The organism is Pseudomonas lutea, from assembly GCF_000759445.1.
Taxonomy (GTDB): Bacteria; Pseudomonadota; Gammaproteobacteria; order Pseudomonadales; family Pseudomonadaceae; genus Aquipseudomonas; species Aquipseudomonas lutea.
Map to the genome: position 1 here is coordinate 408,524 of NZ_JRMB01000002.1, position 25,227 is coordinate 433,750.

The 25,227-nt window shown below is 59.7% G+C and carries 27 protein-coding genes and 1 tRNA gene; 11 read left to right on the forward strand and 17 right to left on the reverse strand.

Annotated elements, in window-relative coordinates; genetic code table 11:
• Positions 1-504 carry a hypothetical protein gene (locus LT42_RS13960; protein ID WP_037013936.1) on the reverse strand — a complete coding sequence of 168 codons (504 nt, stop codon included), beginning with the start codon at positions 502-504 and terminating at the stop codon, positions 1-3.
• 152 nt (positions 505-656) lie between these two features.
• Between LT42_RS13960 and LT42_RS13965 the strand changes: the two genes are divergently transcribed.
• Positions 657-2,714: a S9 family peptidase gene (locus LT42_RS13965; protein WP_037013941.1), complete on the forward strand. Its 2,058-nt coding sequence runs from the start codon at positions 657-659 to the stop codon at positions 2,712-2,714.
• Between the two features lie 113 nt (positions 2,715-2,827).
• Complete coding sequence (locus LT42_RS13970; RefSeq protein WP_037013944.1) at positions 2,828-3,295, forward strand: Crp/Fnr family transcriptional regulator; 468 nt, start codon at positions 2,828-2,830, stop codon at positions 3,293-3,295.
• Between the two features lie 106 nt (positions 3,296-3,401).
• Here LT42_RS13970 and LT42_RS13975 read toward each other — a convergent pair whose 3' ends face one another.
• On the reverse strand, positions 3,402-3,689 hold the full coding sequence (locus tag LT42_RS13975; protein WP_037013946.1) for a hypothetical protein: 288 nt from the start codon (positions 3,687-3,689) through the stop codon (positions 3,402-3,404).
• 113 nt (positions 3,690-3,802) lie between these two features.
• Between LT42_RS13975 and LT42_RS13980 the strand changes: the two genes are divergently transcribed.
• From LT42_RS13980 to LT42_RS13995, 4 genes are all read left to right on the forward strand, one after another.
• Positions 3,803-4,489 carry a spermidine synthase gene (locus LT42_RS13980; RefSeq protein WP_037013949.1) on the forward strand — a complete coding sequence of 229 codons (687 nt, stop codon included), beginning with the start codon at positions 3,803-3,805 and terminating at the stop codon, positions 4,487-4,489.
• 68 nt (positions 4,490-4,557) lie between these two features.
• Positions 4,558-4,929, forward strand: coding sequence for a YajD family HNH nuclease (locus LT42_RS13985; protein ID WP_037013952.1), 372 nt, complete (start codon positions 4,558-4,560; stop codon positions 4,927-4,929).
• Between the two features lie 196 nt (positions 4,930-5,125).
• Positions 5,126-5,614, forward strand: a complete 489-nt coding sequence (locus LT42_RS13990; RefSeq protein ID WP_037013955.1) for an RNA methyltransferase — start codon at positions 5,126-5,128, stop codon at positions 5,612-5,614.
• A gap of 86 nt (positions 5,615-5,700) precedes the next feature.
• A complete protein-coding gene (locus LT42_RS13995; protein ID WP_037013958.1) occupies positions 5,701-6,072 on the forward strand; it encodes a YgaP family membrane protein in 372 nt (123 codons plus the stop codon).
• 175 nt (positions 6,073-6,247) lie between these two features.
• Here the strand turns inward: LT42_RS13995 and LT42_RS14000 are convergent, their stop codons facing one another.
• Positions 6,248-6,697 carry a YcgN family cysteine cluster protein gene (locus tag LT42_RS14000; RefSeq protein WP_037013961.1) on the reverse strand — a complete coding sequence of 150 codons (450 nt, stop codon included), beginning with the start codon at positions 6,695-6,697 and terminating at the stop codon, positions 6,248-6,250.
• A 298-nt stretch (positions 6,698-6,995) separates the two neighbouring features.
• Between LT42_RS14000 and LT42_RS14005 the strand changes: the two genes are divergently transcribed.
• Positions 6,996-7,589, forward strand: a complete 594-nt coding sequence (locus LT42_RS14005; protein ID WP_037013963.1) for a nitroreductase family protein — start codon at positions 6,996-6,998, stop codon at positions 7,587-7,589.
• Between the two features lie 137 nt (positions 7,590-7,726).
• Here LT42_RS14005 and LT42_RS14010 read toward each other — a convergent pair whose 3' ends face one another.
• The 7 genes from LT42_RS14010 to LT42_RS14040 all read right to left on the reverse strand — a co-directional run bounded on the left by LT42_RS14010 (position 7,727) and on the right by LT42_RS14040 (position 16,297).
• The gene (locus tag LT42_RS14010; RefSeq protein WP_037013966.1) at positions 7,727-8,659 is read right to left on the reverse strand and encodes a D-2-hydroxyacid dehydrogenase; all 933 of its coding nucleotides are present in this window, start codon (positions 8,657-8,659) and stop codon (positions 7,727-7,729) included.
• 129 nt (positions 8,660-8,788) lie between these two features.
• The gene (locus LT42_RS14015; protein ID WP_037013969.1) at positions 8,789-9,082 is read right to left on the reverse strand and encodes a YcgL domain-containing protein; all 294 of its coding nucleotides are present in this window, start codon (positions 9,080-9,082) and stop codon (positions 8,789-8,791) included.
• Positions 9,079-10,212: a ribonuclease D gene (gene rnd, locus LT42_RS14020; RefSeq protein ID WP_037013971.1), complete on the reverse strand. Its 1,134-nt coding sequence runs from the start codon at positions 10,210-10,212 to the stop codon at positions 9,079-9,081. Before rnd ends, LT42_RS14015 begins: the two co-directional genes overlap by 4 nt.
• A 133-nt stretch (positions 10,213-10,345) precedes the next feature.
• On the reverse strand, positions 10,346-11,005 hold the full coding sequence (locus tag LT42_RS14025; protein WP_037013974.1) for a class I SAM-dependent methyltransferase: 660 nt from the start codon (positions 11,003-11,005) through the stop codon (positions 10,346-10,348).
• A complete protein-coding gene (locus tag LT42_RS14030; RefSeq protein ID WP_037013976.1) occupies positions 10,998-12,647 on the reverse strand; it encodes a phosphoethanolamine transferase in 1,650 nt (549 codons plus the stop codon). The genes LT42_RS14025 and LT42_RS14030 overlap by 8 nt, the downstream gene beginning before the upstream one ends.
• 195 nt (positions 12,648-12,842) lie before the next feature.
• Entirely contained in the window at positions 12,843-14,480 is a 1,638-nt protein-coding gene (locus tag LT42_RS14035) for a GMC family oxidoreductase (RefSeq protein WP_037013982.1), read from the reverse strand.
• A 128-nt stretch (positions 14,481-14,608) separates the two neighbouring features.
• Positions 14,609-16,297, reverse strand: coding sequence for an NAD-dependent malic enzyme (locus LT42_RS14040; RefSeq protein ID WP_037013985.1), 1,689 nt, complete (start codon positions 16,295-16,297; stop codon positions 14,609-14,611).
• 354 nt (positions 16,298-16,651) lie between these two features.
• Here LT42_RS14040 and LT42_RS14045 point away from each other — a divergent pair, with 354 nt between their 5' ends.
• Positions 16,652-16,924: a DUF6555 family protein gene (locus tag LT42_RS14045; protein ID WP_052075284.1), complete on the forward strand. Its 273-nt coding sequence runs from the start codon at positions 16,652-16,654 to the stop codon at positions 16,922-16,924.
• Positions 16,925-17,038: 114 nt separating this feature from the next.
• On the opposite strand, the gene LT42_RS14050 is transcribed toward LT42_RS14045, so the two are convergent.
• The 5 genes from LT42_RS14050 to dapA all read right to left on the reverse strand — a co-directional run bounded on the left by LT42_RS14050 (position 17,039) and on the right by dapA (position 20,766).
• Positions 17,039-17,128: transfer RNA gene (locus tag LT42_RS14050), tRNA-Ser, on the reverse strand.
• Positions 17,129-17,232: 104 nt separating this feature from the next.
• Positions 17,233-17,946 (reverse strand): phosphoribosylaminoimidazolesuccinocarboxamide synthase, encoded by a 714-nt coding sequence (gene purC / locus LT42_RS14055; protein WP_037017287.1) that lies wholly within the window; start codon positions 17,944-17,946, stop codon positions 17,233-17,235.
• 49 nt (positions 17,947-17,995) lie between these two features.
• On the reverse strand, positions 17,996-18,754 hold the full coding sequence (locus LT42_RS14060; RefSeq protein WP_037013994.1) for an MBL fold metallo-hydrolase: 759 nt from the start codon (positions 18,752-18,754) through the stop codon (positions 17,996-17,998).
• Positions 18,755-19,870 carry an outer membrane protein assembly factor BamC gene (gene bamC, locus LT42_RS14065; protein ID WP_037013999.1) on the reverse strand — a complete coding sequence of 372 codons (1,116 nt, stop codon included), beginning with the start codon at positions 19,868-19,870 and terminating at the stop codon, positions 18,755-18,757. It abuts the gene before it with no gap.
• 17 nt (positions 19,871-19,887) lie between these two features.
• The gene (dapA, locus tag LT42_RS14070) at positions 19,888-20,766 is read right to left on the reverse strand and encodes a 4-hydroxy-tetrahydrodipicolinate synthase (protein WP_037014001.1); all 879 of its coding nucleotides are present in this window, start codon (positions 20,764-20,766) and stop codon (positions 19,888-19,890) included.
• A 312-nt stretch (positions 20,767-21,078) separates the two neighbouring features.
• Here dapA and LT42_RS14075 point away from each other — a divergent pair, with 312 nt between their 5' ends.
• On the forward strand, positions 21,079-21,642 hold the full coding sequence (locus LT42_RS14075; RefSeq protein ID WP_037014004.1) for a glycine cleavage system transcriptional repressor: 564 nt from the start codon (positions 21,079-21,081) through the stop codon (positions 21,640-21,642).
• A 10-nt stretch (positions 21,643-21,652) separates the two neighbouring features.
• The gene (locus LT42_RS14080) at positions 21,653-22,126 is read left to right on the forward strand and encodes a peroxiredoxin (protein WP_037014007.1); all 474 of its coding nucleotides are present in this window, start codon (positions 21,653-21,655) and stop codon (positions 22,124-22,126) included.
• A 103-nt stretch (positions 22,127-22,229) separates the two neighbouring features.
• Here LT42_RS14080 and LT42_RS14085 read toward each other — a convergent pair whose 3' ends face one another.
• Both LT42_RS14085 and LT42_RS14090 read right to left on the reverse strand, forming a co-directional pair.
• Positions 22,230-23,300 (reverse strand): AI-2E family transporter, encoded by a 1,071-nt coding sequence (locus tag LT42_RS14085; protein WP_037014010.1) that lies wholly within the window; start codon positions 23,298-23,300, stop codon positions 22,230-22,232.
• 34 nt (positions 23,301-23,334) lie between these two features.
• Positions 23,335-23,586 (reverse strand): sulfurtransferase TusA family protein, encoded by a 252-nt coding sequence (locus tag LT42_RS14090; protein WP_037014012.1) that lies wholly within the window; start codon positions 23,584-23,586, stop codon positions 23,335-23,337.
• 146 nt (positions 23,587-23,732) lie between these two features.
• On the opposite strand from LT42_RS14090, the gene LT42_RS14095 reads away from it, so the two are divergent.
• On the forward strand, positions 23,733-25,169 hold the full coding sequence (locus LT42_RS14095; protein ID WP_037014015.1) for a M48 family metalloprotease: 1,437 nt from the start codon (positions 23,733-23,735) through the stop codon (positions 25,167-25,169).
• Positions 25,170-25,227 lie beyond the last annotated feature (58 nt).

The following is a 25,227-nucleotide window of genomic DNA, read 5'->3' on the forward strand; positions in this document are numbered from 1 at the left end:
TCACAGTTTGGGTTCGACGCGATAACGACCGCTGGCGGGCGCCTGAGCATCAGGCGCTGGCGGTTGACCGGCGAAGCGCCCTGCCGGTGGTTCTGCGTAGGGCTCGTCGTGCTCCTTATGCTCGGCTGCAGCCTGTGCGGCGGCCGCTTCGGCATGGGCGAGACGGGCTTTTTTCTTGCGCAGAAACGGCAGGCGGATCAAGGCAAAAACGAGGTAGAGGCCCAGCGCGACGGCGCCATAGGTGGCCAGGTCAAGCACGGCGCGCCAGACGTTGTTGCCGACCTTCAGCGCCAGGTCCAGCACGCTGATCGCCAGCGCCGGGGCGTATTGATCCCTGGCGGGATCAACAACCGTCGGGCAGAACAACAGCACCGCGCCGATCACCCGCAGCGGCTCGCGCAGGTAGCGCCACATCCAGCCGGTCAGCTTGAACCACACCCACAGACAGCCCAACGCGGCGAACGCGTAGAGGCCCCAGGCAATCAGATAGTCGTTGTCGGTCATGACGTCCGTGGTAAGGCAGGTAAAGAGGCGCTTATGATAACGGCTTTTCACCAGCCCGGCTTCCCCGGCTTCAGTTATCGGTCTGCTGGCTGTGCAACGCCAGGCAGCGCGACCGGTCCCTTACAGATGAGCCCAACGTGAGAGAGCCCAGCATGCCTTCCGCCCCTGACTTTTCCAGTGCCCCTATTGCCCGCAAGGCCGAGGGCAGCGATCCCTATGCATGGCTGCAAAACCGCGACACCGATGAAGTGCTCGATTACCTGAAGGCCGAAAACGCCTGGCAGGAGCAGCAACTCGCCGATTTGCAGCCGTTGCGCGAGACCCTGTTTCAAGAGATCAAGGGCCGCATTCTCGAAACCGACCTGTCTCTGCCCTCCCCTTGGGGTCCGTATCTCTACTACACGCGCACCACCGAAGGCGACGAATACGCCCGTCACTATCGATGCCCGCGTCCGGCAGACGACGCCCTGACGATCGACGAAAGCGCCGAAGAGTTGCTGCTTGATCCCAACGCGCTGGCGGGCGGCGGCTTCTTTTCCCTCGGCGCGTTCAGCATCAGTCCTGACCATCAGCGTCTGGCGTACAGCCTCGACACCAGCGGCGAGGAGGTTTATCAGCTGTTCGTCAAGGAGTTGAGCAACGGCGTGGTCAGCACGCTGCCGTTTGAAGATTGCGATGGCAGCATGACCTGGGCCAATGACAGCCAGACCCTGTTCTTTGGTGAACTGGACGACACGCATCGTCCGCACAAGCTTTATCGCCACACGCTGGGTGACACCGGCGCGCAGCTGATTTTCACCGAGCCCGATGGACGCTTCTTCCTGCACTGCTATCGCAGCAGCTCGGAGCGGCAACTGATTCTGGGGCTGGACAGTAAAACCACCAGCGAAGCCTGGGTGCTGGATGCTGACACACCCGACCAGGCTTTTGCGTGCATCGCGCCGCGCAGCGAGGGTCATGAGTACTCGGTAGACCATGGCCTGATCGAAGGTCAATGGAGCTGGGTGATCCGCAGCAACCAGGACGGCATCAACTTCGCGCTCTATCACGCGCCCGAACAAGCCCATGGCATACCCGAGCGTGGCGACTGGCAGAACCTGATTGCCCACAGCGAGACGGTCATGCTTGACGGCTTCAGCCTCAACGCCAAAGGCCTGACCCTCAGCCTGCGCGAGGGTGGGTTGCCGATCGTCGAGGTTCACCCGCAAGGTTTGCCGGCGTATCGCGTACAACTCCCGGATGCCGCCTACAACCTGTACGTCCAGGACACTCTTGAATTCGACAGCGACAGGATTCGCTTGCGCTATCAGTCACTGAATCGCCCGCCGCAAGTGTGGCAGTTGTCACTGGCCGCCGGGGATCAAGTCGTACTCAAGGAGACGCCGGTACTGGGCGTGTTTGATGCCAATGCCTACGTCAGCCAGCGGTTGTGGGCCACCGCGCCCGACGGTACGCAAGTGCCGATCAGCCTGGTGGTCAAACGTGAACTGGCCGGTCAGACCGTTCCACTTTACCTTTACGGTTACGGGGCGTATGGCGCGAGCCTGGACCCGTGGTTTTCTCATGCGCGTCTGAGCCTGCTTGATCGCGGTATCGCCTTTGCCATCGCACATGTGCGCGGGGGCGGTGAGCTGGGCGAGGCCTGGTACCGCGATGGCAAACAGGAGAACAAACAGAACACGTTCAGCGACTTCATTGCCTGCGCAGAGCACCTGGTGGCGCAGAAGCTGACGACAGCCGAGCAATTAGTGATCAGTGGCGGCAGCGCCGGTGGTCTGTTGATCGGCGCCGTCGTGAACCAGCGTCCCGAGCTGTTCAAGGCGGCCATCGCCGAGGTGCCATTCGTCGACGTGCTGAATACGATGCTCGACCCCGAGTTGCCGCTGACCGTCACCGAGTATGACGAATGGGGCAATCCGCAGGAGCCGGAGGTCCATGCGCGGATCAAGGCTTACGCGCCCTACGAAAACGTCGCGCCGCAGGATTATCCCGCCATGCTGGTCATCGCTGGCTATAACGACAGCCGAGTGCAGTATTGGGAAGCCGCCAAATGGGTAGCGAAACTGCGCGACCTGAAAACCGACGATCATCCACTCCTGCTCAAGACCGAGCTGGGTGCAGGGCATGGTGGCATGAGCGGGCGTTACCAGGGATTGCGTGACGTGGCCCTTGAATACGGATTTATCCTCAAAGTGCTGCAAATGGCCTGACAACACCTGCGCCTGCAGGCTGTCACATGAGAGGCCCCGGCACACACACCGGGGCACTTGGCGGCCGGCCAGCGCTTCAAGCAATTTTTCAACACACCCAACAAGAACTCGCCATGTCTACATCACTGAACCACGAAATACGCGACATGCTGATGGACTGCGGTCTGTTTGTCGCCCTGACACCGGCTGAATTTGCTGCAGCGGCAGGCTATTTCAGCATCAGCAGCATTGAGAAGGGCGACGCGATCTTCAACGAAGGCGACGCGGGCACCTTCATGTGCATCATTCACTCTGGCACGGTCTCGGTGCGCAAGCTCAACGGTGAGGGAATGGCTGTGGAGACTGCCATTCTGCGCAGCGGCCGGGCGTTTGGCGAGATGGCCGTGCTGGACGGAGAGCGCCGCTCGGCGACCTGCGTTGCCGCGTCTTCGTGCTACCTGCTGAACCTGGGCAAGGACTCTCTGGACAAGATGCTCAATGAAGCGCCGAAGGCAGCGGCCAAGATCATCCGCGCCATCGCCGTGGCGATGTCGAAACGGCTTCGCATGATGGATGGGCAAGTCGTGGCGCAGCAGGACTGAACAGGTTGCATTGACCTTCAGGACGGAACACACGGAGACAGTCGAATGTCTGCCCAGCCGGTTCGCCAGCAGGCCGGCTCTGCATGACGATGCTGTCAAACTTGGTTCAAGGATTGGGCTTGGTCGCCGGCTGCAGCCCCGGCAACGGCTCGTCTTCTTTCGGCGGGCCAGGTTGGGGAATCTTCGGCAATAACGGCGGGTTGCCTTGCCCGCCTGCGTGGGGAACGCCGGGCGGTGCGACTTGCGGATAGGGAGTCGGTGTTGCAGTGCCGGGAGAACCGGCGGACGCAGCAATCGGCTCCGGCGTATTCAGGACAGGCTGCAAGGTCTCGGCAAATGCCTGCGATGCGCCGAGCACCGTGATGAAAATCGTCAGTAGAATGGAGCACTTCATCGTTGGCCTCCCCTGCCAATCTATCGCTTCCCGCTCAGGCTACTCCTGCGCAAGGCATTGCGCTCTGACAAATTGCGCTGCAGGCGGTTTGCCCCTTTTTGAACGAGTTATCCATGAAACGTTTTGTTCTGCTCGACACCACTCCGATCCCAGATAACGGCGGCGCCTTGTGCCTGTTCGAGTACGGCGAAGATTTCGTGATCAAGATTCAGGGCGGTGACGGCGGCCAACTGATGAACACCCGCATGCATGGCTCTGAAGACGCGCTGGCTGAAATCCCCTGCAAGAAGGTGGCGTCGCGCACCCACCCGCGAGTGCTGATTGGCGGGCTTGGGATGGGTTTCACCCTGGCCTCGGCGCTCAAGCATCTGGGCAAGAACGGCGAAGTGGTGGTCGCCGAACTGGTGCCCGGCGTGGTCGAGTGGAATCGCGGGGCCCTGGGCGAAAAGTCGGGCAATCCGTTGCAGGACCCGCGCGCCAGAGTAGTGGTTCAAGACGTTGCCCAGGTACTCAAGGCCGAGCCTCAGGGCTTTGATGCGATCATGCTGGATGTCGATAACGGCCCGGAAGGCCTCACGCAGAAGTCCAACAGCTGGTTGTATTCCGCCGGCGGACTTGCCGCCTGCGCCAGTGCCTTGCGGCCCAAGGGGGTGCTGGCGGTGTGGTCGGCCAGCGCTGACGCCGCCTTCAGCGACAAACTGCGCAAAGCGGGTTTCAAGGCCGAAGAGGTCAAGGTGTATGCCCACGGCAACAAGGGCACCCGCCACACCATCTGGATCGCCGAAAAACTCAAGGGCTGATTTTACGGCGACACGCTAGACTGGCCGCAAAGCCTCCATTGCCAACAGAACATGAAACAGGTGACGCCATGAGTTCGGCCAACACGCCAACCAATACCTCCAAGCTGGACCGCATCCTCGCCGACGCCCAGCGCGACCGCGAAATGGGCTATCGCGACAAGGCCCTGCGCATGTACCCGCATGTGTGCGGTCGCTGCGCTCGGGAATTCGCGGGCAAACGCCTGAGTGAGCTGACGGTTCACCACCGCGATCACAACCACGACAACAATCCCCAGGACGGTTCCAACTGGGAGCTGCTGTGCTTGTATTGCCACGACAACGAGCACTCGCGTTACACCGATCAGCAGTATTTTTCAGAAAGCTCCACGAGCAGCCCGAAAACCGCCAAGGCGACCCATAACCCCTTCGCCGCACTGGCGGGGTTGATGAAGAAGGACTAGCAAGGCAGCTGCAAGTTTTAAGCTGCAAGCGGCAAGCAAGGGCAACGGCGGCGCTCATGAAGTTACCGATTGCCCGGCTTGTGGCTTGTGGCTTGTGGCTTGTGGCTTGTGGCTTGTGGCTTAAGGCTTGATGCTGAGGCTTGCCGCGGCTTCTTCGCCTATAATCCCGCGCTTTCTCTGATGAGCACCCTCCCCCGTGGCCAACAAACGCTATGCCTGCATCGGCTTGTTCAATCCCAAATCCCCGGAAAACGTTGGTTCGGTGATGCGCGCAGCAGGCTGCTATGGCGTCGCGTCGGTGTTTTACACCGGCAAGCGCTACGAGCGTGCGCGTGATTTTGTGACCGACACCAAGAAAATCCATCAGGACATCCCGCTGATCGGCATCGATGACCTGAGGAAAATCATTCCGCTGGGCTGTGTGCCGGTGGCCGTGGAGTTGGTGGACGGCGCGCGTGCGCTTCCCGAATACACCCACCCGGACCGCGCTATTTACATTTTTGGCCCGGAAGACGGCTCGCTCGATAAGGAAATCCGCGATTGGTGCGAGGACGTGGTGTACATCCCCACCACGGGGTGCATGAACCTGGCCGCGACGGTCAACGTCGTGCTCTACGACCGCATGGCGAAGGGCAACAACACCCGCTCCGGCCCCCAGTTCGGCAGGGAAACCGATCGCACTTGATCCATGCGCGAAGACGAAACGCATTGAACAGTTTGCGCTTGTGACAGTCAGCTTTAAGGACCCTATCCCTTCACGGAGAACACACCATGAGCGACACCCCGATCGTTGAACGCATCGAACGACCTTTGCACGACTACCCGGAGCAGAACGTACAGGGCTGGGAGCGCATTGGCTCGCTGGCGGGTGGTGTATTGATGATGGGCAAAGGCCTGCGCCGCGGCGGCATCTTCGGTCTGGTTCAGCTGGCCATTGGCGGCGCCGTATTGGCTCGCGGCATTACCGGCCACTGCTCGGCCAAGGCACTGGTTGACAAAAGCCGCAGTGAAATGGACGTTGCCCGCTCGCGCATCGAGCAGGCCGGCGCTGAGCTGAGCAAGTTGAAAACCAAAGCCGAAGTTGCCGTCGAAGACGCTGTCGACACCGGTGTTGACGCGTTGAAAGGCCCGAAAGGCGTCTGATTGATGTGGCCGCGCCGGCTGCCTCTTCTCCAGAGGCACCGGCGCAATGCCTGTCTGCGGCGGCCAGCAACGGCTTGGCCTGCTGAAGGCGAGATGCGCGCCTCATGATTTCCCCGACTACTGTCGATCCCGCAGCAGGTTTCGCGGAAGCAGACTTACTCTCGAAGCATGGGCTTCATCCCGCGCGAAAAATCAGATGGTCCTCCCAGTCGTCCTCGGGCACGGTACCTTCGGCGAGCATGCGTCCGGATTGCGAGATGCGCTGCTTGTGCACTTGTTCCCGGTCTCCGCAGACCAGATGGTGCCAGAGCGGAAGGTCTTTGCCCTCGCTCACCAGGCGGTAACCGCAGGTCGGTGGAAGCCACTTGAATTCATCCGCCTGACCCGGCGTGAGCTGGATGCAGTCCGGGACCTGCGCCCGACGGTTGGGGTAGTCGGTGCAGGCGCAGGTGTTGAGGTCCAGCAGCTTGCAGGCGATGCGCGTGTAATAGACGCTGCCGTCGTCCTCGTCTTCGAGCTTTTGCAGGCAGCACAGACCGCAGCCGTCACACAGCGACTCCCACTCGACTGCGTCGAGCTGCGCGAGGGTTTTGCGTATCCAGAAGGGTTCTACTTTGGCGGCCATGGTTCTCGCGCAACAACGCTCGGGCGGTAAAGGGCCGCCAGTCTAGAGCCACGCAGCGGTTGGGCCAAGCATTGGCGACTGCCGGTCGATGACCCGTTTCGCCCATGCCCGGCTGATAAGCAACGCAGCGGGGTTGTCAGCCCCCGCGCGGCGCAGTAGCTTTAGGCCCACGCAGGCGAATCAACCATCGTCCGCGCTTTCGAAAGCCCTCTCATGATGCCTGCCGGCCACGGCCCATCTGAATGATCTCGTTGCAATTTCTACCCGGGCAGCGTGCTTCCCTATCAGGATCAACTTCATGAGCGCCAATCCACGTGTCCCTGACCATGCCATCGACCCGCAATTCATCGAGCGCTGGTCGCCACGCGCTTTCAGCGGCGACAGCATTCCCGAAGAAACGCTGCTGAGTTTTTTTGAAGCAGCGCGCTGGGCGCCTTCGGCCTACAACTCCCAGCCCTGGCGGTTTCTTTACGCCCGCCGCGATACGCCGAACTGGGAGCGCTTCCTCGGCCTGCTGAATGAATTCAATCGCGGCTGGGCGCAACAGGCCTCGGCTCTGGTAATCATTATTTCGAAGACGAGCTTCACCGCCCCCGGCGCGACCGAAGAGACACCGGCGCTGTGGCACACCTTCGACACGGGTTCGGCGTGGGGATATCTGGCGCTGCAAGCGAGTCTCAGCGGCTGGCACACCCATGGGATGGCCGGTTTCGATCAAGAACTGGCTCGCCAGGAGCTGAAGATTCCTGAGAATTACGCGGTGCATGCGGCCGTGGCGATCGGCAAGCTGGGCGATAAATCGACGCTTGCCGAGTACCTTCAGGCCCGCGAAATGCCGAGCCCGCGTCGGCCGCTGGCTGAATTGGCAGCTGAGGGGGATTTCAGTTTGTAGGGAAAGGACGGCGCGAAGGATCGCGCTGCTTTTGTGGGACCGGCTTTAGCCGGGAAGGCGTCGGGAGCCACGCCTCAAAATGGATGGCGTACACATCGGCCTCTTCCCGGCTGAAGCCGGTCCTACAATTGAAGTGCTCAATAACCCTTGGCGAAGTCCACTTCTCCGCGCAGCGCCTCTCCCGCTGCGTAGGCTCTGAAGTTGTCGACAAACAGCTGGGTCATGGCCGGTGGCGACGTGGGCGCGGAGCTGTGCCCTGTCAGCAACAGGCCCCATGCGGTCCAGAACGGGTGACGCTGGGGCAGCGGCTCCTGACGGCAGACGTCGATGACCGCCCCGGCCAGGTGCCCTACTTTCAGCGCCTCAACCAGATCAGCATCGACCACCGCCGTGCCACGACCAACGTTGATAAACAACGCCGAGGGCTTGAAGCAGGCAAACAGTTTCGCGTTGTAGAGGTCATGGGTGTGCGGTGTGTTGGGCAGCAGGTTGATGACGAAATCAGCCTCCGCCGCCAGACGCGGCAGGTCCTCCAGCGCAGCCACTTCAACGAACGGCGCCTGAACCCGCGCGCTGGAAGCGATGCCATACAGCTCGACACCAAACGGCACAAGGAACTGCGCCACCTGCATGCCGATGTCGCCCGTTCCGACGATCAGCGCCTTGCGTCCGGCCAGGCTCTGGGCCATGCGGTTGTCCCACTTGCGTTCAACCTGGCTGACCAGTCGCGCCAGGACCTCGCGTTCATGCACCAGCATGTAGGTCAGCACGAACTCGGCCATCACCTGACCGAAAATACCCACAGCACGGGTCAGCTGATAATCACGGTACAGACCGTCAGCCAGCAGCGGCGTGACGCCCGCCCAGGTGGACTGCAGCCATTTGGGTTTGTGGCCCTGACGCAACAGGTTGGCCAGCAAGTCGGGCTGGCCAAGCCAGACAGGTGCCTCTGCGGCCATTTTCGACAGTTCAGCGGAATGACCGCTGCTCAGCACTTCGATGTCCGGGGCAGTCTTGCGAAGGAGTTCGGTGTAGATGGGGTAATCGTGTTCGGCGATCAGAACGCGCATGGATTCAAAACTCGATAAACAGGGCATGCGGCCGTACGGCGTCCGCAGCCGGGCATGAGTGTCCCGACTGGCCTGACGCGTGCAACGGCCCGGTGTACCCCTGCGATGAATTGCAGGGTCAGTTAAGCGTTACATAGGGTCGTTGCGGCGCAACAGCTCTTCCGGCAAGTGCTCGATGTACTCATCTTCGGCCGGTGGCATCTGCAGGTGGTAGCCCTGCTTTTCCAGATTGGCGAGCACGGTGTGGATGTCCTCGCGGGCCAATGCGCGCTCAGGAGACAGCACCAGGTCGAAGGCATGGTGCGGCTTGCCGAATGCCGTCAGCAACTCCTCCGGAACGCGCTCCAGGGCGTCGCTCTTGAGGACATACAGGTACATTTCGTTCCTGCGCGGGCTGCGATAGATAGAGCAAATACGTTTCAAGGCTGTTCTCCAACGTTGGCCAGGCTGTCGAGCAGCATCTGGCCCATCAATTCGCGGCGCCAGCCACGCAACGAATCGGGCAATTTATAAGGGCCGTCCGGGTAACCGGTCTTGAGCAAGGCCTCGAGGGTCTTTTTGCGCAGCATCAATTCCGGCGCCATGTCCAGGCGTTCGGCTTGCTGTTGCCCAATGGCGCGCAGGCTTTTGAGTACGTTGGAAGCTTCGATCGGCAGCGGCTCGGGTAGCGCCGGGGGCCATTGATCCGGCGAGACACTGCCGGCTTTCTTGATCAGGTCGAGCAGGAACTCGCCGTCCTGGCGTACGGTTTTGGGGTGCATGTCATCGATTTTCGCCAGCGCGGCAAGATTGTCCGGCTGGGACTTGGCCAGCGGCCACAGCGAGTGCTCGCGTAGCACGCGGTTGCGCGGCTGATTGCGCAAGCGCGCCTGCTGCTCGCGCCAGGCGCACAATTCGCGCAGCACCGCGAGTTGCGCACGCGACAGCTTCCACGCCAGCTTGGCGTCGCGATACGCGTCGTAGGGATCGGTCTCACGACGAAGATTGGCCACCAGCTCGGCGCCGTCTTCCAGCACCCATGCGTACTTTTCGTCGGACAGACGGGGGCGCAGGAGATTGTAGACTTCGGCCAGATGCACGGCGTCTTCTGCCGCATAGCTGATCTGGGTATCAGACAGCGGGCGCTGCAGCCAGTCGGAACGCGTTTCGCCTTTCGGCAAATCGATGTTCAGGACTTCCTGCACCAGGCGCGAATAACCCATGGAGAAACCCAGGTTCAGGTAGGCCGCCGCCAGCTGCGTATCAAACAAAGGCACGGGCAGGCTACCCGTCAGGCGCAGCAGCACCTCAAGGTCTTCACTGCAGGCGTGAACGACTTTGATGACGTCGGGGTTTTCCAGCAACGCGGCCAGAGGTTTCCAGTCGCTGATCAACAACGGGTCGATCAGGTAAGCGCGTGAACCGTCGCCGATCTGCAACAGCGCGGCGATGGGATAGAAGGTGTCGACACGCATGAACTCGGTGTCGAGCGCCACATAAGGCAGGGTCTGCCACTGTGCGCAATGGTCGGCGAGGCTATCGTCGTCGCGAATCCAGTGAATATCGATGGCCACACGGCTCTCCCTCGAAGAATGGCGCGCAGTATATATCGCTACATGCGGTTACCGGGCATCCGTCCTGCAAGTCTCGATCAACTTCATGTTCGACGAACCTGAATCAGGCTAGCCAGACCGGTCGCCCATCGGATCATTCACCGGCCTTGCGCAGCACGTACACACGCCACATGGCGTAGCCAGGCAAAAAGTCACGGTGACCGACGATCCTGAACCCGGCGTGAGAAAACTCGGCTTCAATGTCGCTGCGGCACACCACAAACCGATTGCGCGGCGCGAACGTACCCGGCGCGAGCTGCCCCAGCTGACGTTTGCGGCGCCAGGCCTTCACGTTACCGTCCACCCACAGCGCAACAATGGCGGTGTCACGGGTCACTCGATGAAACTCGTCGAGCACCGCGCCGCGTTTTTCACTGTCGCCCAGATGATGAAACAGCCGCATGCAAAAGATACAGTCCACTGCGTTTGCTGACAGGCCGATGGAGAAAGCCGAACTTTGAAACGTACGGATGCGCTTGCGCACCTCATTTGCGGTCTGCGCCTCGGCGTGCGCCAGCGTGTCTGTAGAGGGATCGGCGGCGAGTATGACCCGGTTGGCGTGCTCGGCCAGCACCGGCCAGAAGCGCCCGGAACCCGACGGCACGTCCAGCACCAGTCCGGGCTCACCGGCATCGCGCAACGCCATCCGCGCCAATTGCGCATCGCGCCATGAGCTCAGACGTCGACCAAGCGTGTGGGGATGTTCAGGCACGGAATGTTCCATGCCGGGCTTGTTGCGCGCGGACTCATTCATTGGCCAGTACCCCGTCCGTATAAATCCCCCGACAGCCCGCAAACATATCCAGCGCCGGGTTATAGACGCTCGTGCGCACCTGCAACAGGCCCAACATCGAGTGAAAAAGATTGTCCTGACTGAGCGGTGCGTTCCGTTCTTTTTGCAGGCAATGGGTGTCCACGGCGAAGGACTGCTGATAGTTATCGGAAAACCAGGCGAGCATCGGCACGTGTTTCTGTTGATCAGGCGCCAGCATATAAGGCGTGCCGTGCAAGAACAGGTTGTACTCGCCCAGCGACTCGCCATGATCGGAGAGGTAAACCATGGCCGTGTCTACTTTGTTTTGGTTATTGCGCAATATATCAATCAGCGACGCCAGCACATGATCGGTGTACAGCAGCGTATTGTCATAACCGTTGACGATACTTTCGCGCGAACAGTTGTTCAGCGCATTGCTTTCGCACACTGGGGTGAATTTCTCGAATTCTTTTGGATAACGCTTGAAGTATTCGGGCCCATGACTGCCCATCTGATGAAGTACCAGCACGGTGTCCTTGTCCAGCGAGTCAATGAAGTGTTGCAAGCCCTGCAACAGAATCTCGTCACGGCATTCATTGTTGGCGCACAGCGCCGGGTCCTTCAAGTTACTCACGTCCTGCAGCGTTACCCGATCACACGTGCCTTTGCAGCCTGACTGATTGTCGCGCCAGATGACGTCCAGCCCGGCGCGCTTCAGGACGTCCAGCATCCCTTCCTCGTTGCGCGCAGTGCTGGCGTTGTAATCCTTGCGGCCCATGTTGGAAAACATACAGGGCACCGACACTGCTGTTTCCGTGCCGCAGGAATGCACGTCGGTAAAGGTGAGCAGGCCATTTTCCTTGCTCAACTGAGGGGTGGTATCGCGGTTGTACCCCAGTATCCCGAAATTCTCCGCTCGCGCGCTTTCGCCCACGACCAGCACCGTCAGCGATTTACGCGTGTGCTGCTGCCAGTCGCCGGCAAGTTTGGCATCCTGGCCGATGCTCACAAACGGCCGTTGCGCAGATTTGACCTGCTCGCTCAAATACCCCACAGAGGCCGCCAGGTAATTGCTCGGCACCACCATCAGGCGCAGTTCATGATGATTACGAAACAGCGACGACAGCCCCTGATAGTTCAACAGCGCCACGCCGCCGATGGCGATTGCACACACCACAGACACCAGCGCTTTGCTGAGCAACTCTCGCGGCCAGCGGCGATAAACGACAGGCGTTTTGAGCAGGATGAGTGAAGGCAGCACACCCAGAAAAAATAAATAAGCCAGCAACTTCAAAGACAGCAGATCGCGCACTTCCGTGACATTGGTTTCAGCGAAGTTTCTGAACATCCCCGCGTCAATCATCACGCCGTACTGGCTCATGAAATAAGCCACGCCGGCACTGACAAAAAACACCAAAATCAATGCAGGTTTTAATACGCGCTTGAATGCCAACAGCGTGAAAAAGATATTGAAAACGCAGAACACCATCAGCGCAAAAGCGCCGCGCAGCAACATGCCTTTTCCGTCGGAGTCGGTAATTGCAAATAGATGCTGCCAAAGGGTCAAATTAAATCCGACCAGCAAAAAAGCACTGGCAAGCAATGTCACACGCTCGGGGCGAACTGCTTTTACGTTGAGCATAAAAGTCTGCTTGGTTGGAAATGAGAGTATAAACGCGGGAGGAACCCCGCCGATGCCGCGAACTTTAGGCATCGGGCCATCAATTTTTTGTGAAAAGGATGAGAACGATTGGTGGGGTGGGATTGTCGCGCTCTCCAGCTATTTCGCTGGAAAGCGCAGCGTCAGATTCAGCGCGCATCCACGTAATTATGAGGATCAAAAAGGGGACAGGGATCGCGCCCCACCCCTCAACCCATCCTCAATAATCATCTGCGCCGCCTTCTCGGCGATCATCACAGTCGGCGAGCAGGTGTTGCCGGAGGTGATGCTCGGCATGATTGAGGCATCGACGACGCGCAGACCCACAACGCCGTGCACGCGCAAGCGTTCGTCAACCACTGCGTCACGGCCCTGCCCCATCTTGCAGGTGCCGACGGGGTGAAAGATCGTGGTGCCGATAACGCTGGCTGCCTGGCGCAGCTCTTCCTCGGTTTGCAAGCCTGCGCCAGGCAAGTATTCGACCGGCTCGAAGCGGGCGAGCGCGGGCGCCGCGGCAATGCGACGGGTCAGGCGAATCGCATCGGCAGCGACCTTGAGGTCGGTGTCGTGGCTCAGGTAATTAGGGCGAATGATGGGCGTGGCATCGGCCAGCGCTGAGCGAATCTCCACGCTGCCACGGCTCTGCGGACGCAAATCGCAGACCGATGCGGTGAACGCCGGAAAACCGTGCAGCGGCTCGCCAAAGCGCTCAAGAGACAACGGCTGGACGTGATATTCGAGATTGGCGGTTGACTGCTCCGGCCCTGAACGCGCGAACGCGCCCAATTGACTCGGCGCCATGGCCAACGGGCCGCTGCGATTGACGGCGTAGCGCAGCCCCATATTCATCTTGCCCCACAGGCTACCCGCCATTTTATTCAGCGTCTGGCCGTTGCTGACTTTGTAGATCAGGCGCAGCTGCAGATGATCCTGCAAATTGGCGCCGACGCCGGGCAGCTCGTGCCGCACACCAATTCCAAGCTTCTCCAGCAACCCTCGCGGCCCGATGCCTGAGCGCTGTAGCACCATGGGCGAACCGATTGCCCCGCAGCAGAGAATGATTTCGCGCCGGGCGTGAAGCGTTTTCTCTTGCCCGTTTACCCGAGCCAGCACTGCGCTGGCTCGCCTGTTTTCAAACACCACCCGCGATACTTCTGCCCCGGTGATCACTGTCAGGTTGGGTCGCTTCAATGCCGGCCGCAGAAAGGCTTTGGACGCATTCCAGCGCACTCCGCGCCGCTGATTGACCTGAAAATAGCTGCATCCCTCATTGTCGCCGCTATTGAAATCGGGGATAGACGGGATGCCGGTCTGAGCCGCCGCCTCACGAAAGGCGTCCAGCAATTTCCAGGAAAGACGCTGCTGTTCGACTCGCCATTCGCCTTGCCCGCCATGAAGTTCCGAGTCTCCTGCATAGTGATCTTCGGAGCGTTTGAAGAACGGCAACACTTCATTCCAGCTCCAGCCTTTGTTGCCCTGCTCTGCCCAATCGTCGTAGTCGCGGGACTGACCGCGCATGTAGATCATGCCGTTGATGGACGAACAACCGCCCAACACCTTGCCGCGAGGATAGTTGAGGGCACGACCGCCGAGTCCAGGCTCCACTTCGGTCTTGAAACACCAGTCAGTGCGCGGATTGCCGATGCAATACAGATACCCCACCGGTATATGAATCCAGGCGTAATTGTCCTGGCCGCCGGCTTCGAGAAGCAGCACCCGGTGCGCGGGATTTTGAGAAAGCCTGTTGGCCAAGAGGCACCCCGCCGGGCCTGCGCCGACGATGATGTAGTCGTAGAGACTCACGTCCGTTTGCATGCGGCCTCGCTTGTGTTGTTATTTTTATCCGAGGTTCATCCTGATGTTTTTCGCCACAAAACAAAAGACCGCCGCATGTGTCCATGGGCGGTCTTTATTTTGAAGCTCTGGCCGTCAGCGGCGGTGCGTTACACCGCGCTGCGACGGTAGCTGCGGTAGTTGGGCATCCAGAAGTTGCGCTCTATGGCTTCAACGAGCATTTCTTCGGTGGTCTCCAGCGCAAAACCCTCAGCCTGAGCCTGCAACGCAACGGCGAGGGCGATCTTCTTGCTCACCTGTTGAATCTCCTTGAGCGGCGGCAATACCGCATCACCTTTGCCCGTCACCATCGGCGAGCACTCTGCCAACGCATTGGAAGCCGCCATCAGCATTTTGTCCGTGATGCGCGTCGCCTTCGACGCCACGACCCCAAGGCCGATGCCCGGGAAGATGTAGGAGTTATTGCACTGAGCGATATGGAACGTGCGATCACCCACCGTGACAGGGGCAAAGGGGCTGCCCGTTGCGACCAGCGCGTCGCCATTGGTCCAGGTCAGAACTTCCTGTGGAGTGACTTCCACTTTAGAGGTTGGGTTGGACAACGGCATGACCAGCGGCTTGGCACAGTGCTTGTGCATCTCACGGATGACTTGCTCGGTGAACAGCCCGCGTTGGCCGGACACGCCGATCAGCACCGTTGGCTTGCCGTTGGCGACCACATCCAGCAATTCGGGCGAGCCTTCGCCGCTCGACCAACCCTCGACATCGCCAGACTTCTGCGCGAGGTTCTTCTGGAAGTCCAGCAGGTTGTCCATGCTGTCCGTGAGCAGCCCGAAGCGATCAACCATCATCACGCGTTTGCGCGCTTCGGCTTCGCTCAAGCCCTCGATCACCATCGCCGCGATGATGTGCTCGGCAATCCCGCAACCCGCCGACCCCGCGCCCAGGAACACGACCCGCTGCTGGCCGAGGGTTTCGTTCTTCGCCTTGCACGCCGCCAGCAATGTGCCCACGGCAACCGATGCCGTCCCCTGAATGTCGTCGTTAAAGCAGCACAGCTCGTCGCGGTACTTTTCCAGCAGCGGCATGGCGTTGGTCTGGGCGAAATCCTCGAACTGCAGCAGCACGTCCGGCCAGCGGCTTTGCACGGCCTCGATGAACAGCGCAATGAAGTCTTCGTACTCTTTGCCGGTCACGCGCTCATGGCGCCAGCCCATGTACATCGGGTCGTCCAGCAATTCTTTGTTATTGGTGCCCACGTCGAGCACGATCGGCAAGGTGTAAGCCGGGCTGATGCCACCGCATGCAGTGTACAGCGACAATTTGCCGATCGGAATGCCCATGCCACCAATGCCCTGATCGCCCAGACCAAGGATGCGCTCGCTGTCCGTGACCACGATGATTTTGATGCGATCTTTGGTCGCGCTGCGCAGGATGTCATCGATGCGATCGCGTTCAGGGTAGGAAATGAACAGCCCGCGGTGGGTGCGGTAGATTTTCGAGAATTCCTGACACGCCTGACCTACCGTCGGGGTGTAGATAATGGGCAGCATCTCGTCGAGGTGCGAATCCAGCAAGCGGAAGAACAGCGTTTCGTTGTTGTCCTGAATGGAGCGCAGATAAATATGTTTATCCAGGTCACTCGCGCACTGCTGGTACTGGCTGTAAACGCGGGTGACCTGCTCTTCGATGGTTTCTACGTTCTGTGGCAGAAGGCCAACCAGATTGAAATCGATGCGTTCCTGCGGCGTGAATGCACTGCCCTTGTTGAGCAGCGGCATCTCCAGCAAGGAAGGGCCGGCGTAGGAAATGTATAAAGGTCGCGAGGTCTTGGTCATTTGCAGTGATCGCCTTTTCTCTGTTTGCTCTATCAATACGTAGTCGAAACGACGCCCGGAGGTCGGATACCACACGACGCTCGATACGGGACTCCGCCCGAAGAAATAGGGGGTGAAAACAGGGTGCCTATCTTACTCGCCTGAAATCGATTGCGACATTTTGTCGCCTGTTGATTGCGCCATGATGGCCGGATTTCATCAAACCAATCAGCAACGCCCTACCGAGTGGAAACTGATCAGACGTGCACGGTCACGCGCGAGACCACGGCATAGCGTTGCGCTCAAGTCAGGTGCTGGTGTTCAGTTAAGGTCACGCTGGGACCGCAGCAAAATACATCGCGCATTGAACTGGCGATGAGCCATCGCAGTCACATTGATATCAAACCGGAGATATTAATGTCAGGCCAGCGCATCTTTCGCATCCACTACCGCTTTCTGGGGGAGCACCGTGTATTTCTCCAACCCGATTCAGAGTTGAATGAAGCAGATGCCTGGTACTACGCCTGCCTGCACGCGGGCATTGGCGTGTTGCACAACGTGTCGAAGACGAGAGAAGAGCTGAGCGCCCTGATCGCTCATGGACGTCGGTATGGATTGACGGCGGTGCGCTGGGCGGAATGGGCTTAGGTTGGATGCCGATGGCGCTTCTGACAGCGCCAGCGACTGAAGCGAAGTGAAACTTGCTCCTTTTTTTGCGCAAAAAAAGCCCCGGAAGCATGGCTTCTGGGGCTTTTCAAATAATGGCGGAGAGATAGGGATTTGAACCCTAGGTACTGTCGCCAGTACAACGGATTTCGAATCCGTCCCGTTCGGCCACTCCGGCATCTCTCCAACGGCGCGCATCATAACAGGTCGTTCAAAGAACGCGAATCCTTTTTAAGGATTTTTTCGCGTTCTTTCAGGTGCTTGCAGCATTTTGCAGGTGCAGCAACGGATCAGAGCGGTACGCCGAGACGCTGAGCGACTTCTTCGTACGCTTCAATGACATCGCCCAAGCCCTGACGGAAGCGGTCCTTGTCCATCTTCTTGCGGGTCTCTTTGTCCCACAGGCGGCAGCCGTCCGGGCTGAACTCGTCGCCGAGAACGATGGAACCATCACTGAACACGCCGAATTCAAGCTTGAAGTCGACCAACAGCAGGCCGGCATCGTCGAACAGCTTGGTCAGGACTTCGTTGACTTTGAGGGACAGCTCTTTCATGCGAACCAATTGCTCGGCGGTGCCCCAACCGAACGCCACGACGTGGGAATCATTGATGAACGGGTCGCCCTTGGCGTCGTCCTTCAAAAACAATTCGAACGTGTAAGGGTTCAGCTTCATGCCCTCCTCCACGCCCAGGCGCTTGACCAGGCTGCCGGCGGCGTAGTTACGCACGACGCACTCGACCGGGATCATGTCGAGCTTTTTGACCAGCACTTCGTTGTCGGCCAGCAGTTTGTCGAATTGGGTCGGAATGCCTGCAGCTTCGAGCTTCTGCATGATGAAGGCGTTGAACTTGTTGTTCACCATGCCTTTGCGGTCGAGCTGTTCGATGCGCTTGCCGTCGAACGCCGAGGTGTCGTTGCGGAACACAAGGATCAAGCGGTCAGCGTCATCGGTCTTGTAAACCGACTTGGCTTTGCCGCGGTAGAGTTCTTCACGTTTTTCCATGATGGGCTCCGCTTGCTGAATGATGTGGGCGAATCGCCCGTTTGGGACGTCAGGCGATTTCACGCCAGTCGAGCCCGGAATCCTGATCGGCCAATTGTAGCCAGTCTGCGTCGCAGCCAAGGGTGTCGACGAAGCATTGCCGGGCCAGATGCGGCAGGTTGTTCTTGCTGCTCAGATGGGCCAGCACCAAGTGTTGCAAGTCCTGCCACCCAAGCTCGTTCACCAGGCTGGCGGCCTGATGGTTGTTCAGATGACCCCGGTCCCCGCCTACACGCTGCTTGAGGAAGTACGGGTACTGACCACGGGCAAGCAGATCGCGACAGTGATTGGATTCGACCATCAGCGCATCCAGCCCGCGATAGCTGTCCAGCACTACCGGGCAATACGAACCCAGATCGGTCAGCAAGCCGAAGCGACGGCGCCCGTCGTTAAAGACGAATTGGGTGGGCTCCAGCGCGTCATGAGCCACGGACACCACATCGACGCTTAGACCGCCAATGCGCAGGTCCTGCCCACCGGCCAGCCGCAAACCTGCTTCAACCGGCTTGCGCATGCCGCGCAGCGTGCCATCACTGAGGTACACGGGTACATCGTAGCGCCGAGACAGCAAGCCCACGCCATGCACATGATCGGCATGTTCATGGGTCACTAGAATGGCACTGAGCTGTTTGCCGCTGACGCCCAGCCGGTCGAGCCGTCGCTCGGTTTCCCTTAGAGAGAAACCGCAGTCGACCAACACGTAGGTGTCGTTGCTCGCAACCAGTGTACCGTTACCGCGACTGCCGCTACCCAGAACTGCGAAGCGCACTTAACCCAGGTTGTCCTGAATGACGCTCAGCACGCGGCGCGCGATATCCGTCGGGGCTACGGTGTTGATGTTCTTCTCGACCGTTACCTGAACGTTTTCGCCAACCTTGCTCAGGCGAACCTGATAACGCTCGGCGCGGGCTTCTTTCTCTTCTTTCGACTCTTCGCTGCCGAACACGCGGCTGAGGAAGCCCGGCTTGTTCTCAGGCTTGTCGGCTTTTTCCGCCAGGTTGATGTAGTACAGACCCAGGCTGCGGTTGATATCCTCAACACGCCAGTCACCCTGATTCAGGGCGCGACCGACGCTTGACCACGCGCGATCCAGGTCTGCACCCAGGTTCAGCACCGGGTTGCCGCTGCCGTCTTCACTGAGGGAAACGCGGCTAGGGGTATCGAAATCACGGGCGGCAAGCAGCGAGACCGACCCGCCCTTCTCGGCGGTGCGGGTCAGGCTGGCAAGCATGTCGTCGGTGAGCACAGAGTCCAGGCCGACGTTGGTGCTGCGTGACGGGAAGGCTGGATCGTCGTTGCTGCCCGCCGGGCGTTGCACGCTGACCACGTAGATTTCACTGGTGTTGCGCTGCACACCTGGCTCGATACGCACACGGACGCGGCTTTCGGTGTTGGCGGCATCGCCACTGGCCCCCATGCGCTTGGCAACCGACGCGGACAATTCATCCATGCGCTGCCAAGTGGTGTTGAATTCACCGGTCTGCGGACGATCTTCGGCGATGCGGAAACCGTTGTCTTCAAAGTACTGATGGGCCACTGGCCAGACTTCGGCCGGGGCGCGCTGGGCGAGAATCCAGCGGTTGTCGCCGCTCTTCTGCAACGTGTAGTCGCCGGAGTCCTGAACGGTGGACAACGGCTGCGGACGCGGCACGTTGAATGCGCCCTTCTGGGTGTCGTCGGCCACGTTGCGCGGGATAGGCAGCAGCGGGTCCAGACGTTTGACTTCCTGAACGCCCTCGGGCAGCTGCATTGGCGGCTTCTGGGTGGCTTCAAGGTAATCGCTGCTGCGATCACGGAAATAACCGTCCTGACCAAAAAGCCAGCTGCAACCGCTGGTGCTGGAGATAATCAAGGCTAGTGCGGAAAGTCCGGCCAGTCGCTTCATTGCGTAGTGCTTCCTCATTAGACCAATACACCGGACTGGCGCAGGGCCTGACGCAGCGGCTCGTGGCAGGACTCGCTGAGCCAGGTGAGTGGCAGACGGATTCCGTCTGGCATCAAACCCATCTCATGCAAGGCCCACTTCACGGGAATAGGGTTCGATTCGATGAACAGTGTCTTGTTGAGCGGCATCAGCTCTTCATGGATGGCGCGGGCGGCATCGGCATCGCCAGCCATGGCGGCCTTGCACAAATCAGCCATGGCACGCGGAGCAACGTTGGCGGTGACAGAGATATTGCCTTTGCCACCCAGCAGCATCAGTTCCACCGCCGTTGCGTCGTCGCCGGAGTACACCAGGAAGTCGCTGCTGACACCGGCGAGAATGTCGCGGGCGCGCTGCAGGTCACCTGTGGCCTCCTTGATGGCAATGATGTTTTTGACTTTCGACAGGCGGATAACGGTCTCGGCTGACATGTCGCAGGCTGTACGGCCAGGCACGTTATACAGAATCTGCGGGATATCGACGGCTTCGGCGATATGCTTGAAATGCTGATACAAGCCTTCCTGGGTCGGCTTGTTGTAATACGGGGTGACCAGCAGGCAGGCATCGGCACCGGCGTTCTTGGCGTTGGTGGTCAGTTCGACCGCCTCGCGGGTGGAGTTCGCGCCCGTACCGGCGATGACCGGAATGCGGCCGGCAACCTGCTGAACAACACGGCGGATGACTTCGATGTGTTCGTTGACGTCGAGCGTCGCGGACTCACCTGTGGTGCCGACGGCAACAATGGCGTTGGTGCCTTCTTGCAGGTGAAAGTCCACCAGTTTGCTCAAGCTGTCCCAATCGAGACGACCTTGTGCATCCATGGGTGTGACCAGTGCCACCATACTGCCCGCAATCATGCAAACCGCTCCTGCCGGAAAAAGAGAGCGGTAATGGTACTGGCGCCATGATCCTTGCACAAGGCGAGCATTCCCCTCGGCGACGGTTTTCGCTACCCTTCGGTCTTTGATCGGTACGGGTCATCTGCCCGGCTCGTTCGACTGCTCGATTTTGTTGCCAATCACCCCACCCAGCGTCGTTATCGCGCGCCATGACAGGCTCATGGCAGCGACTGGCGGTCGTGGGCCGGGGCAACCTGCAACGTCTTCGTTCGTCGAGCCCGCCGGCACAGGCCTGCTGCGTACCGACCGCTCATCGTTTAGGAATGCTGCATGTCATCCATCCCCACAGTTCGCGAACAATTCCTTGTCATCAGTGCCCTTGGCGCCAACCCAATGGAGCTGACCAACGTGCTGTGCCGCGCCAGTAACGAAAGCCGTTGCTCGGTCGTCAGCTCGCGCCTTACCCGTCATGGTGAATGCAGCGCGCTGATCCTGCAGATCTCCGGCAGCTGGGACGCTCTGGCGCGCCTGGAAACCGGGCTGCCAAATCTGGCCAAGAAGCATGCCTTTACCGTCAACGTAGTGCGCAGTGCCTCCCTGGAAAATCGCCCGGAGGCACTGCCTTATGTGGCCTACGTCAGCTCGGCCTATCGTCCTGACATCATCAATGAGTTGTGCCAGTTCTTCATCGACCACAATGTCGAACTGGAAAATCTGATCTGCGACACCTATCAGGCACCGCAGACCGGCGGCACCATGCTCAACGCGACGTTCACCGTGACATTGCCGGCCGGCACCCAGATCAGCTGGCTGCGTGACCAGTTTCTGGACTTCGCCGACGCACTCAACCTCGATGCGCTGATCGAACCATGGCGCCCTCAAGCACCGATGTAAGGATTCCCGAATGGCTGTAGAACTCGATCAACCGGTCGCCGACTTCCAGGTGCAGGCCACCAGTGAGCAGGCGGTCACCCTGTCGGGGCTGAAAGGCCAGCAGGTTGTCCTGTATTTCTATCCAAAAGACAGCACGCCCGGCTGCACGACCCAAGGCCAGGGCTTTCGCGATCATCACGCCGACTTCCTGGCCGCCAACACGGTGGTGTTCGGCGTCTCGCGGGACGGGCTGAAATCCCACGAGAACTTCAAGGCCAAGCAGGCGTTCCCGTTCGAGCTGATTTCCGACAAGGATGAGTCGCTGTGCCAGCTGTTCGACGTGATCAAGTTGAAAAAGCTGTACGGGAAGGAATACCTGGGTGTGGACCGCAGCACGTTCCTGATCGACAAGGACGGTGTGCTGCGCCAGGAATGGCGCGGCGTGAAGGTGCCGGGGCATGTTGCAGCAGTGCTTGAAGCCGCTCAGGCACTCGCCAAGGCCTGATCGCCATGATGTGGGAGTGAGCTCGCTCGCGATCGGATTCGTTTAGTCATCGTCTATTGACCCTGACAACGCCGATCGCGGGCAAGCGCGCTCCTGCACGTCGCTACAACAAGGGCGCCACCGTCGGCTCATTCCGAGGCCAGGCATCCAGCACGGCCTTGAACAGGGTCGCCAGCGGGATCGCAAAGAAAATCCCCCAGAACCCCCACAGCCCGCCGAACAGCAGTACTGCGCAGATGATCGCCACCGGGTGCAGGCTCACGGTCTGCGAAAACAGCAATGGCACCAGCACATTGCCATCCAGCGTCTGGATGATGCCGTAGACCGCCATCAGGTAGATGAACTGATCGCTCCAGCCCCATTGGAACAGCGCGATGAACGCCACCGGCACGGTCACAACTACCGCGCCCACATAGGGCACCACCACCGAGATACCCACCAGCATGGCCAGCAGCGCCGAGTAATTGAGGCCCATGGTGACGAAGGCGACATAGGTGACGATGCCGCAGATGAAGATCTCGATGACCTTGCCACGAATGTAGTTGGCGATCTGTCGATTCATCTCCACCGCTACCCGAGTGATCAGCGTACGTTCGCGAGGCAGATACCCCCTCGCCCACTGGTTGATCATCCGGCGGTCCTTGAGGAAGAAAAACACCAGGATCGGTACCAGCACCAGATAGATCATCATGTTGACCAGCAGCGGCAAGCTGGAGAGGGAAAACGTCAGCGCCCACTGACCGAATTTTCCGACTTCACCACGCGCCACTTCGATTGCCTGGAGCACTTGTTCATCGGACACGAGATGAGGATAGCGCTCAGGAAGGAGTAACAGCAGCGATTGCCACTTGGCGAGCATCCCGGGCAGCTCGTTGAACAGTGTGATCAGTTGATGCCAAAGCAACGGCACCAATACCAGCAGAAACACGGCCAGCGCCCCCATGAACAAGGCGAAAACCAGCCCCACCGCGCCGCCTTCTGGGACACGCAGGCGTTCGAGCAGATTCACAAGACCCTGCATCAGAAACGCCAGTACCAGCCCGGCCAGCACCGGGGCGAGCATGCCGCCGAGGGTGAGAACAATGGTAAACCCGAGAATCAACAGCACCGCCAGCACTACCGCTTCTTCGTCGGAGAAGTAGCGCTGCATCCAGTCGCGAAGCACTTTGAACATCAAATATCCTATGGGTGCGGGAGGTCAGAAGCGCTCACGCTTTACGTAGCCAATACCGGTAAACACCGTCAGCGTTTTCCTCATGCAACAACACATGCCCTGCCAGTTTTGCGAAGGTGCGGAAGTCGCGCTGTGAGCCCGCATCGGTGGCCGTCACTTTTAGCACCGCACCGCTGGCCAGCCGATTGAGTTCCATCTTGGCTTTAAGCAAAGGAAGCGGACAGTTAAGACCGCTGGCGTCGAGCTCTGCATCGCAGACCGCGGGTTGTCCTACAGCGTCAGACATCACTTCTCTCCGGCTAGACACATCCGCGTTTGCATAAAGGCAAAACGGCGGAAGAACATTCTTACAAGTTTTCCAGAATACCCCACTCTGGTCAGCAAGCCATTGAGCCAGCTACAGTGGCGCCTTTCTGCCCCAGAGTTTCGTGCATGAATTTTTTGCGCCCCACGCTGCTGACACTCGCCTGCCTGCTGGCGGCTCCGAGCTTTGCGGAAGACGATCTGCCGTCCCTCGGCGACGCGAGTTCATCCATCGTTTCTCCGCAGCAAGAGCATGACCTGGGGCGCGCGTGGCTCGGGTTGCTGCGTTCTGAAGTCGCGCAGCTGTCCGATCCATTGCTCAAGGATTTTGTCGAATCATCGGTCTACCGCCTTGCCGAAACCAGTCAGGTGCAGGATCGCCGACTCGAGTTCATCCTGATCAACACCCCGGAGATCAACGCCTTTGCGGCGCCGGGCGGGATTATCGGGGTCAACGGCGGGCTGTTTCTGCACGCTGAAACAGAGGGCGAATACGCAGCCGTACTCGCCCACGAGCTGGCTCACCTTTCACAACGGCACTTCGCCAGGGGCGTGCAGGCGCAGCAGCGGATGCAGGTGCCGGTAATGGCGGCGATGCTGGCGGGTATCGTCATGGCCGCCGCCGGGGCGGGCGATGCCGGTATTGCCGCGATTGCTGGCACTCAGGCAGCTGCCATTCAGGAGCAGGCGCGGTTCTCACGGCAGAACGAATCGGAAGCCGATCGCATCGGCATTCTCAATCTGGAAAAGGCAGGGTACGACCCGCGCAACATGCCCACCATGTTTGAACGCCTGGCGCGTCAGTACCGCTACGACGCCAAGCCTCCGGAATTCCTGATGAGCCACCCGGTTACCGAATCGCGTATCGCCGACACCCGCAACCGCGCCGAACAAGCCAAGCCCGGCGGCAAGGAGGACAGCCCGGCGTACCAGTTGATGCGCGCGCGAACGGTGCTGATCTACGAAGAAACTCCCGGCATGGCCGCCAAGCGTTTCCGTGCGCAACTGGCCGAGAACCCGAAAAACGACGCCGCTCGCTACGGCCTGGCGCTCGCGCAGACCAAGGCGGGTCAGTTGAACGAAGGCCGTGAGACGTTGAAGCCGCTGCTCGACAAGGCGCCGGACAACATCGTCTACAACCTCGCTGCCGTTAATCTCGACATCTCCAATAACCGCCTGCCCGACGCCCAGCAGCGAGTGGACCGGATGCTGAATCTGTACCCCGATAATTACCCGCTCAATCAAGCGAAGGTCGATGTCCTGCTCAAGCAGTCCAAAGCCCCGGAAGCGTTGAAGTCGCTGGAGATCCTGCTTAAGAGTCGACCGGATGACCCCGACATCTGGAACCAGGTGGCGGACACCCGTGGCCTGTCAGGCAATACCATCGGCCTGCATCAGGCTCGCGCGGAATACTTCGCGTTGATGGGCGACTTCAAGCAGGCGATTCAGCAGCTCGAATTCGCCAAACGGCGTGCCAACAACAACTTCCAGCTGGCCTCAAGGATCGATGCGCGCCAGCAGGAAATCATCGCTCAGGAACGTGCCGTGAAGGACATGATGAACTGAGGCGAGTTGTGCTCAGCTACAAGCGGTAAGCCCTAAGCTGCAAGATAGAATGCATCGA